Consider the following 10,533-nt stretch of genomic DNA (forward strand, 5'->3'; position numbering starts at 1 on the left):
ATATTATATATTGTATAATATGCTGAATAATCAGAAATATCATTCGTATTATGAAATATAATACACTGGACTCTTCGCCATTTCAATGTTTTATTAATTTAATTTTAAAAATACTTTCAAATTAAAACAGCTAGTTTTTAATAATGCTCCATATTCTATATCCATGTAGCAGTCTTAAATGTTCGCCTTCACCCTCATTCCTTAAATTCATTTAAAATGAGAAATTCTTATGTTCGGTTCCATTCGCTTCATGTTCAACTTAGAGGCTGATAGTAATGCAAGTAATAGTGAGTTACTATATTACAAAACAGTAGATCTATTGAAGAATTTAGCAGCCGATGCTAATATAAAAATCAAGAATTTTCAATTTTATATTGTATATTGTATAATAGATGATATCAACTTTTAGCATAGGGGAGAAGGACTATCAAAAAGAGATACCAATCACTTAAAGACATTGTATATAATCATATAGCTGAAGAAATTCAGAATGGAACATTGCTTCCTAAGCATAAAATAAATGAAGTAGCACTAAGCGAGAAATTAGAAGTGAGCAGAACTCCTGTAAGGGAAGCTTTGATACAATTAGCCTCAGAAAATTTACTTGAGTATTTTCCTCGAAAAGGATTTATCGTTAAAGAACTTGATACAAATAAAAAGCTTGATGTTTTTCAAGTTGTTGGTGTGCTGGACGCCTTAGCAGCCTCATTATCTATAGCGCATATTACAGAAAGTGATATAGATCTAATGGAAAAGTTGGTTAAAAAAATTGACCTGTCAATTTCACAAAAAAATTATTCAGATTATCAAAAATACCAAAATCAATTCCATAAAGTTTATATTGATAAGTGTAAAAACGATACATTAATAGACCTTCTTAATTCTTTGCAAAACAGTTTTGTTAGACAAATTTATTTGAGTAAAGACGAAGAAAAACTTTTTGCCGTATTAGAACAAATGAATGAACAGCATAAACAAATTATCCATTACTTTAAAAAAAGAGACAAAGAAAATTTAGAGCAACTTATTAAGAATGAGCATTGGAAAATATCTCATATTGATATGATATAGGTTATATGGTTCTGATGCAAAAATGATTTATTGAAGGAAAAGTGGTAACTTTCCTATCAACTTACAGATTATATCAGTGGCTGCTGAACTTCCATCGCTTTTTTTTGAACAACCGCTTATATAAACTAATAATCGCGATGCACCTAGACCTCCTAAGCCAGGTGTACCGCGATTTTTTCACAATCCGAAACAATACAATGAAGACTAAATCTTATATATATCCTCTTCGTTTGGTAGAGAAGAAATCGCTCCTACCTTCGTACACACGACGGCACCTACTTTATTTGCAAAAAGAATGATCTCTTTAAGTTTACTAAAATCACTAAGAATTGTGTCATAGGTCTCAAGATTTGCAAATTGAAATAAAGCAGCACCGACAAATGCATCACCTGCACCAGTTGAGTCAATTGAATTTACTTCGACGCTGTTTATTACACTCATTCCACTTCCATTTGAAAGAAGAGTGCCTTCCCATCCAAGGGTAACAGCCACTATTTTTACCCCTAAATGATGGAGCATTGCTATTCCATCATATTTATCCATTTTTCCCGTGATTAGTTCAAGCTCTACTTCGCTTACTTTTACAAAGTCAGCCATTGATATACCCTTTCTAGCTAAACTAATAAATTCAGCCACTCTATTTTTCCATAAATCATGTCGGAAGTTAGGGTCAAACGATAGAAATATCCCCCTATTTTTTGCAAATTCCATTGCCTTTAAATAAGTTGTTTTAAAAGGGTTTTCCAGAAATGCAGTTGCAGATCCAAAGTGAATGATCTTTGCACCACTTAATCTATCTAGGTATAAGTTATCCTCTGTTAAATTTCGATCCGCTCCTCTATTGAATACAAAATCCCTTTCACCATTTGCTTGTAAAGAAACAAATGCTAAAGTAGTTGGTGCTAAATCGTCAGTAACAATCATCGATGTATCAACCCCCACTTCTTTTATCGTTTCTATTAAAAATAATCCAAATGGGTCATTTCCTACTTTTCCAATAAGACTCGCTTCCCCACCTAGCTTTGAAATAGTAGCTGCGACATTCGCTGGTGCACCCCCGGCTTTCTTTAGAAAATGATTACCTTCTATTAAATTAACATCAATATCTGTACAATAAAAATCGATCAAAAGCTCCCCAACGCATATGACTGCGCGGTTTGTTTTATTCATTTACATTACACTCTCCATTCTTGTGATTTAGGTAAAATGAAAGGCTATCGATCATTTTCGACAGCCTTCATAAACTCTTACTATCAACCCCTCTTTAATAGGATTGAAATTTAGTCTTTATCTTTTCCATATACTCTTTAAAGGGTATATTTTCAGAGACTTTAATGTAACTTCTCCACCCTTACTATAAATTTGTAATCCTTTACTTGATGGATCCGGGAAAATTTGATCAGAAATAACCGTTTCACCTTTGTTTCCAAACACTTCTACAGCAGATCGGTCAATGAAAATATGCATTTTCACAGACCCATTTAATGCATTTAACGGTCCGTCATTCTTACCAACTACATTGTTCCCATAATCAAAGCTTCCTGAACTTGAACGGTCTACGAATAACTGTTTGGTGGCAACATCATAGCCAATAGTCGTATATTCAGTTGCTCCTTTACGAACTTGAAAGCCGAATTCAGTTGCTTTTATATCATCTACATCAAACTCAGCTATCATTTCAAATGTATCTTCTGATAGTTTAGATAGGAGATTACTTTCACCAGATATGACTTTATTTTTATATGAAATTTTTTCACTCTTATCTCGAATGGTTTTTAAAGAAACTGGTGTTTGTTTTAAACGTAAACCTTCATCTGTCTGAGTTAGCTCCATCTTTCTTGGCAATGTCGTTGAACTTCTCCAAGTCGAAGTTGGTGTATTATTTGCATATTGCCAATTACTCATCCAGCCAATCCAATATTTTTCGCCATTCTTACCTTCAATTCCGCTCCAATCTACTGCGGCATAATAATCTGCCCCGTAGTCAGTCCATAACACTTGATCGGAAGGATTTTCATTTTTAAACGTTTTCCCGTCAAAGGTACCTACAAAATATTGCATACCTGACCCCCCTGCAGGAGCGCCATCATTAATGCTTACCTGTAGTACCCATTTTGTTTTTGAAGGGTCACCATCAATTGGTAATTCGATTAGAGTAGGACATTCCCAAATCCCTCCGTTACTACCATGAGTAGAAGGTATCCACTCTCCAGAAACAGCAGACCAGTCTGTAAGGATGCCGCTTTCTTTCGAGGCTAAGGATAAGATTATGTTTTATACCTCACCTAATTTAAAAGAGTGGGTGTATGCAAGTGAATTCGGCGAAGATGGTGGAATACAAGCAAATAGCTTAGACAGAACTTCTTATACCATGTCATCCCAGACAGGTGAATCATTTAGCTATGAGGGAGATATTACCCTTAATGAGAAGAATGGGAGAGAAGGGGCAGGCGGTTTAGTTTTTCGGTCAGATAGGAGTGCAAAGAACGGCTATGTTGCGAGCTTAGATGCCAAAAACGATGTCATAACATTAAGTAAGAATGTAGATGGAACAAACGAGGAAATTGCGAGAAAACCTTTTACCCTCAAAACTTCAACTACCTACCATGTGAAGGTGGAAACAGATGGGGATCAAATTCAAGTCTCTGTAAACAATCAATCTGTTATAAAAAAAACAGATATAGAATTCGATTATGGATACTATGGATTGTCAGCGTGGAATTCAACGGCTGCCTTTCGAAATGTGGAGTTCAAGAATACATCTAACTTTGAAACCAATTTATCAAAATGGACAGATGTAAACGGAAGCTGGGAGAACACGATGGATGGAAAAAGTGGAACCTCTACGGAGGATGCTTTTGTAATGAGTGGTCAAACAGGGGATAACTTTTTTTATGAAGCAAACATTGAGATATCTGGGGAAAAAGGTGGCAATGGAGCTGGCTCGCTCGTTTTTCGTGCAGATCCTAATGCAACAAACGGTTATATGGCGAATATCGATGCTTTAAACGATACAATAAAAATCATGAAAATCGAAAATGGAGACATATCCATTCTAGCTGAAAAAACAATAAATCTAGATACAGATAAAAGGTACCATTTAAAAGCAAGCACTCATGGAAAAAATATTAAAATTTCTTTAGATGGTAATCTCATTCATGATGTAAATGATTCAACTTTTTCATCAGGGCATTTTGGCTTAAATGTTTGGAATTCATCCACGTTATTCCAAGATGTTCAAGTTGGTAAGAACATCATGACAAATGAGAAAGAAATTACTAATCATGATTTTGAGACAGGTGATCTAACTGGGTGGAGTACAATCGAAGGTAATGCTTTCACAAAAGATCATGTGACAAATGTACCATCATACTGGGGAGGAGATTTCGGCCACCAAGGAAACTACCACTTATGGGGGTTTACTGATCTTCAAAAGGGAGATGACGCAACAGGTGAACTGCACTCCTCATATTTTAAACTAGATGGCTCTGGAGAAATCAACTTTCTGTTGGGCGGTGGTAATGATATCAACAACCGCTATGTTTCGTTAGTGAGAGCCTCTGATGATCAAGAATTAATTCGACAAGCCAATACCAAATTTAAAGAAGAAAAATATCAAAAATACGTCTGGGATGCTTCTAAATACATTGGAGAAGTGTTATATATTAAAGCTGTAGACAAAGCTACAGGTGGTTGGGGTCATTTAAACATGGATGATGTTAATGTTTATAATGAAGGGGCCATGCCAAATGAAGTAGACCAAGTTGCCAAAGAGCCTGAGAAAGACTTGTATAGGAGGGTCTGGCATTACGGGATTCCCTTTATACTTTTCCCAAGTTCTTCCTTTGTCTAGGCTATACGCTATACTTTGGACTTGCTTATCCCCTGAATGCGTAAAGATGGCAACCATTGCTTCTTTTCCAAAGCCAGCTGTATTGTTCCAATCAATAACAGCACTCCCCGAGAAAATCTGACCGTTTTCATCCGGCGATAAAGCAATCGGCAAATGCTCCCAATTAACAAGATCTTTACTGACAGCATGCCCCCAATGCATCGGTCCCCATGTCGTTCCATACGGATGATATTGATAAAACAAATGATATTCACCTTTATAAAAAACCATACCATTCGGATCATTCATCCAGTTAGCTTCAGGAGAAAAATGAAATTGATTACGGTATGGTTCATTATAATACCCAGGGTCTTCTGCATATGCACTATTAAATGGTAAACAAGTGACAGTTGAACATATTAGTAGAATACTAATAATCCTCTTCACTTTTATTTCACATCCCTTTTTTAAAATCTAAAATGACATGTGATCGTTATGCTGGACTATTTCCGCGCAATCGATCTAATAAAACGGCTGCTACAATAACTCCACCTTTTACAACTAACTGCCAATAATAGTTGACATCCATTAGAGTTAACCCATTACTGATTACCCCCATAATTAAAACCCCAATAATTGTTCCTATTATTTTCCCTTTTCCACCTGTTAAACTTGTTCCTCCTAGAATAACAGCAGCAATTGCGTCTAATTCATACATTTGACCAGCAGTTGGTTGTCCAGAAAACAACCTTCCCGCTAAAACGACTCCTCCTAAACCAGCTAGTAAACCACTTATCGAATACACATTGATTAAAGACTTTTCAACCTTAATTCCAGTTAACCGAGCTGCCTCTTCATTGCCACCAATCGCATAAATATGACGACCAAACATCGTATATTTAAGAACAAAAAACATCACAACATATACTAAAGACATGATATAAATAGGAGTGGGGATTCCAAAAATACTTCCACCACCGATGAATTTAAATGTTTCGTTTTGTAAAACAATTGGATAACCACCACTAATGACATAAGCGAGTCCACGAACATATGTGAAGCTGCCTAGTGTAACAATAAATGCTGGTAATTTTGCTTTGGCTGTGAGAAATCCATTAATCAGTCCTACTGCATACCCTACTAGTACGCCTGATAACATCGCAATAATAGGATTAACTCCTGCAGAAGAGACCATGACTGAGATAACGCCAGATAGAGCAACTGTTGCACCAACTGATAAATCAATACCACCAGTTAAAATAACAATTGTCATCCCAGCAGCTAAAATAGCAATAATAGAAACTTGTTTTAATACATTCAATAAATTGGCTGTATCTAAAAAATTTGGTGCTGTAAATGAAAGTACTACACACAATAATAATAAAATCATGATCATGCCAAGCCTATTCCATAAAGAATAAAGGACATTTCCTATATTTAGGCGTTGTGAATGTGTAATAGTTTGCGTATTCCCTCTCATTTCTCTCTCCCCCCTTTGGTAGCTAAACGCATAATTGTTTCCTGTGTAGCTTCTTCCTTCGAAAGCTCGCCTGTTAACCTTCCTTCACTCATGACAAGTATTCGATCACTTACCCCCAATACTTCAGGAAGTTCAGATGATATCATTAAAACGGCCAATCCTTCATCTGCAAGCTTTGAAACAATCTTGTGGATTTCAGTCTTGGCACCTATATCAACCCCTCGTGTTGGCTCATCAAGTAGTAATACCTTTGGTGCAATTGATAGCCACCTAGCGATCACTACCTTTTGTTGATTCCCACCACTTAAGTTTGATACTTGCTGTTCTGGGGAAGCTATTTTTATATTTAAGTCTTCAATATATTGGTTAGCGCTTTCGTTTGCTTGCTTCCAACTAACAATTCCTGCTTTAGCGTGTTTTTTCAATTCAGCCATTATGATGTTCTCTTTTACGGACATTGATAAAAATAACCCTTGTTCTTTCCTGCTTTCAGGTACATGTGCAATCCTATTAGCAATAGCATCTATTGAGGATTTGATTCTAACAGATTGACCATCAACCAATATTTCGCCACTTTTCAACTCGGACAAACCGAAAATAGCCCTAACCAATTCTGTTCTACCAGCTCCAACAAGCCCCGCTAAACCAACAATTTCACCTGGGTAAATTTTTAAAGATACATTCTTTACAATCGTGTTATCAGAAACATTTTTCAATTCAAGTACAGGTGAAACTTCCTTTGGTTTTTTTGTACCAAAAGCTTTTGACCGATTAAACAAGTCCTTTAAATCCCGTCCTACCATTAGCTTTACGAGATGATCAGGATTTGTCTCTTCAATAGGCCCACTTGCAATCCATTCGCCGTCACGTAATACAGTGAACCTATTAGAAATTTTAAAGATTTCTTCCATTCTGTGAGAGATATATACAATAGCAACTCCCTGCTTTTTCAAATCATCAATAATTTCAAACAGCTTTTTTATTTCTTTATCTGTTAAAGAGGCGGTTGGTTCATCCATTATGAGTACCTCTGCATTAAAGGATAATGCTCGAGCGATCTCGACCATTTGTTGTTGAGCAACACTTAAGGTCGAAACCAATTGGCGTGGATTTAGATTCGACCCCATTGAATCTAACACCTCTTGGGCACGTTCATGGACCTCATCCCATTTCACCATTCCTAAACCATTTCTAGGAAAGGTCGAACCCATTAAGATATTTTCACTTATTGTTAAATTAGGAGAAAGGTTTAACTCCTGATGAATAACACTAATTCCTTTGTTCCTTGCATCAGTAGGGTCCTTCCATAAAATTGGTTGACCTTTCAAGTAGATTTTCCCACCATTGTCATCAGGTGTATGAATGCCTGCGAGGATTTTCATGAAAGTTGACTTTCCAGCGCCATTCTCTCCCATTAATGCATGTACTTCACCTGGATAAAGTTCAATTCTCACATTGTTCAATACGGTTACACTTGAGAATGTTTTACCAATACCTTCCATATTTAACACTGGCTTTTTTAGACTTTGTTGGCCTTTAAGGGACATTTCATTGACAGCCATACCTTTATCTCACCCCTTATATTGATTTGAATAGGCTGATTAAAGGAGTAATCCTTATCAGCCTATTTATTGAAAGATTCTTACCAACCTTGGTAAGAATCTAATGTATCTTGAGTTACAATCTCAACTGGAACTTTAATAAGCTCCTCAACTTCTTCACCATTTTTCACTTTCATTCCGATTTCAACAGCTTTTTTGATCATGTTACTAGGTGACTGAGCTGAAGTTGCAGCAATTGTACTTTCTTCCTTTGCCATTGCTTCTGTGGCTTCAGGAGCACCGTCTACTCCGACAATGAAAAATTCATCTTTACGATTCGCTTGCTCTTGAGCAATTTCAACACCAATTGCTTCTGGATCATTAATCGCAAATACAGCGTCAATAGAGCCTGATGAATTAGCTTGTAAAATACTTTCCATCACCGTTAATGCCTTTTCGCGATTCCCTTCTCCATTTTGCTTCGCAATTACTTTAATTTCGGAATCCTTTATTGCATCTTCAAATCCTTGAATACGATCAGATACAGCCGAAACAGGAGGTCCATCAATAATAACTATTTTTCCTTTTCCACCTAATTGTTCAATCACATATTCTCCGGCTAGTTTACCAGCTTGATAGTTGTCTGAAGTAACAGTGGCATCGACACCACCTTCAGCATTAGTATCTACAGCAACTACTGGAATATCAGCAGCTTTGGCCTGTTGAACAGCTGCCGCAATTCCTTTTGTATCAACAGCATTTAAAAGAATAATATCTACCTTTTTCGTAATAAAGTTTTCAATTTGAGCTGCTTGTTTTGCTAAATCATATTCAGCGCTTTCAACTAGAACTTCAGCACCTAATTCTTTTCCTGCTTCTTCTGCACCTTTACCCATGGAGACGAAGAAAGGGTTTGCTAAACTACCCACCGCTACACCAATCGTTAATTGTTTGTTACCTTCTTGTCCTTCGTTACCGTCTGTTGATCCATTTGATGATTCACTAGCCCCACTACATGCCGTCATCGCGGCAATTACAAACGCCAAAACTAGTATCATTAGTGTTTTTACATATTTCACCATATTAATCCCCCTAGTTTTTGAAGATGAAAATAATTAGCTACAGAACGAGAAATTGTTACCGCTCTCAATCTCTTAAACTAGATCACCTCCTTAAATGAATATTTTTGGTTGAAATAATGGAAATATGATTGATTTTGATAGTTTTTCACATTGACATCTTAATTGAATGAAAACGCTTTCATATTGTGTATAACAATATAATTACCCTTTACACATTAGAATTATAATTGAATGAATTTGGTTGGTTTTGATTGATTTTGATTATATTAAAGCTGTTTATAATTGTCAATACTTCCAATTATTCCAAAAAAATATATTAATAACATAAAATATTAAACTTTCAAATGGATTGTTTAATACATGGAGCAGATTTTCCCTCATTTTTAATTGCCACATTACAATAAATCAAGCATTCTTTATTATATCGATACAACAAAGGGGAAAATTTCCAAAAAAAAAAAAATAAATTTCAGAATCTCCTTCAAAAAAAAGCTGGTATTCTAAATGTCTGAATCAGACAGTTTGAATACCAGCTTTCCTTCAACGATAGCAAATTTAGTTTTTAGTCCCTCACAATAATTATCTCCGTTTTCTCCTTATATTTTCCTAACGTTATTGTACCTTCTTCATTCGTAATAACTTTTGTCTGGTTTAAATCTGCAAACTTAGAAAATGATACTTCTCCAAATTTTGTATGATCTGCTAATACAAAGGCCTCACGTGACAAAAAAATGGCTCTTTCTTTTATTTGCGCCTCTTCTGGATCTGGGGTAGTCAATCCAAAATTATAATGAATAGCGTTCGCACCCATGAAACACTTATCAAATCTGTATTTTTTTATACTTTCGTATGCATAACGTCCAACTGTTGCTTTGGTAATCTTTTTAACAAATCCACCAATAAAATATGTACATATTTCATTTTCAAGTAATGCATCTAAATGGTCAATTCCGTTTGTAATGACAACAATATCTTTTTGTCTTAAATGTTTGATCATCTGATACGTTGTTGTTCCAGCATCAAGATAAACACAGTCGCCGTCCAAAATTAGTTCTGCCGCATATTTTGCTATCTTAGCTTTTTCCTCAAGGTTCTGCGTTATTTTCTCAAACACACTTGGTTCGTCTCGTTTATTATGTAAAAGTGAAGCTCCACCATGTACACGTTTTAAGTAGTTCTGCTTTTCTAATTGATCTAGATCACGACGCAAAGTAGATTCTGAAGTATTTGTTAATTCTACTAGCTCATGAATCTTAACATTCTCCTTTTCTTTTAATAGCTTTAAAATTAATTGATGCCGTTCCGTAATAAGCATGATATCTCCTCCTCGTATTACACTTATATTTAAAGGTTCTTCGTGTATTCTAATTTAATTAATTTTAGTATATAGAATTTTGCAGTGACATGTGAGAACTATTAGGGATACCCCCATAAATCGAGTAGGAGGAGGCGCCTAGCCTCCGACCTCTCACACCACCGTACGTACCGTTCGGTATACGGCGGTTCAGTTTAAGTCTGACGTAGTTT

8 protein-coding genes and 1 pseudogene are annotated in these 10,533 nt (G+C 35.8%); 2 read left to right on the forward strand and 7 right to left on the reverse strand.

What is annotated here, in order from left to right; translation table 11 throughout:
- Positions 1-456 precede the first annotated feature (456 nt).
- Positions 457-1,071 carry a GntR family transcriptional regulator gene (locus tag ACFWE9_RS23450; protein ID WP_328167890.1) on the forward strand — a complete coding sequence of 205 codons (615 nt, stop codon included), beginning with the start codon at positions 457-459 and terminating at the stop codon, positions 1,069-1,071.
- A gap of 204 nt (positions 1,072-1,275) precedes the next feature.
- On the opposite strand, the gene ACFWE9_RS23455 is transcribed toward ACFWE9_RS23450, so the two are convergent.
- Both ACFWE9_RS23455 and ACFWE9_RS23460 read right to left on the reverse strand, forming a co-directional pair.
- A complete protein-coding gene (locus tag ACFWE9_RS23455) occupies positions 1,276-2,241 on the reverse strand; it encodes a carbohydrate kinase family protein (RefSeq protein ID WP_230163125.1) in 966 nt (321 codons plus the stop codon).
- A gap of 117 nt (positions 2,242-2,358) precedes the next feature.
- Positions 2,359-3,342, reverse strand: a complete 984-nt coding sequence (locus ACFWE9_RS23460) for a glycoside hydrolase family 32 protein (protein WP_377359062.1) — start codon at positions 3,340-3,342, stop codon at positions 2,359-2,361.
- Between ACFWE9_RS23460 and ACFWE9_RS23465 the strand changes: the two genes are divergently transcribed.
- Entirely contained in the window at positions 3,341-4,924 is a 1,584-nt protein-coding gene (locus tag ACFWE9_RS23465) for a 3-keto-alpha-glucoside-1,2-lyase-like domain-containing protein (RefSeq protein WP_377359058.1), read from the forward strand. The genes ACFWE9_RS23460 and ACFWE9_RS23465 overlap by 2 nt on opposite strands.
- On the opposite strand, the pseudogene ACFWE9_RS23470 reads toward ACFWE9_RS23465, so the two are convergent.
- The 5 genes and pseudogenes from ACFWE9_RS23470 to ACFWE9_RS23490 form a co-directional block, all read right to left on the reverse strand.
- A pseudogene (locus ACFWE9_RS23470) lies at positions 4,868-5,350 on the reverse strand (glycoside hydrolase family 32 protein); the annotation flags it as partial. The gene ACFWE9_RS23465 and the pseudogene ACFWE9_RS23470 sit on opposite strands and share 57 nt — an antisense overlap.
- A 46-nt stretch (positions 5,351-5,396) precedes the next feature.
- Complete coding sequence (locus tag ACFWE9_RS23475) at positions 5,397-6,299, reverse strand: ABC transporter permease (protein ID WP_225988884.1); 903 nt, start codon at positions 6,297-6,299, stop codon at positions 5,397-5,399.
- Between the two features lie 80 nt (positions 6,300-6,379).
- On the reverse strand, positions 6,380-7,945 hold the full coding sequence (locus ACFWE9_RS23480; protein ID WP_377359060.1) for a sugar ABC transporter ATP-binding protein: 1,566 nt from the start codon (positions 7,943-7,945) through the stop codon (positions 6,380-6,382).
- Positions 7,946-8,025: 80 nt separating this feature from the next.
- Positions 8,026-9,006, reverse strand: coding sequence for an ABC transporter substrate-binding protein (locus ACFWE9_RS23485; RefSeq protein WP_230162683.1), 981 nt, complete (start codon positions 9,004-9,006; stop codon positions 8,026-8,028).
- 562 nt (positions 9,007-9,568) lie between these two features.
- Positions 9,569-10,321, reverse strand: coding sequence for a DeoR/GlpR family DNA-binding transcription regulator (locus tag ACFWE9_RS23490; RefSeq protein ID WP_230162681.1), 753 nt, complete (start codon positions 10,319-10,321; stop codon positions 9,569-9,571).
- Positions 10,322-10,533 lie beyond the last annotated feature (212 nt).

Source organism: Peribacillus sp. NPDC060253 (assembly GCF_042727425.1).
Lineage (GTDB): Bacteria > Bacillota > Bacilli > Bacillales > DSM-1321 > Peribacillus.